At 71.8% G+C, this 393-nt stretch carries 1 protein-coding gene; it reads right to left on the bottom strand.

Annotated elements, in window-relative coordinates:
• Positions 1–393 (bottom strand): AMP-binding protein (locus tag ACX4ZE_RS23170; RefSeq protein ID WP_480275585.1); only part of this gene is annotated, 393 nt, incomplete at both ends.

Genomic DNA, 393 nt, shown 5'->3' with positions numbered 1-393 from the left:
TCCCCGGACGCAACCGCCCCCACCGACCCCCACCGGCCACAACGACCGCGTCCCGGACACCGGTGAGGGTGCCCGGAGCATCGACACACACCGTGTCCGCCATGGTTGTGGGCAGGGCCGTGGCCGTGGCCTGGTCGGTCACCACCACCAGCGGGACGGCGTCGGCGAACACGAACGCCAACCGATCACGCGGGTAGGACGGATCCACCGGCAGATACGCGCCCCCGGCCTTCCATACCGCCACCAACGCCACCACCAACTCCTCCGACCGCGGTAGCGCCACCGCCACCACCCGCTCGGGCCCCACCCCCCGCACGATCAGCTGATGTGCGAGGCGGTCGGCGCGTTCGTCGAGGTCGCGGTAGGTCAACTCCACCCCCGCACACACCACCG

This window comes from Nocardia sp. TBRC8007 (assembly GCF_056629435.1).
This window is presented reverse-complemented; position numbering and strand designations above follow the sequence as displayed.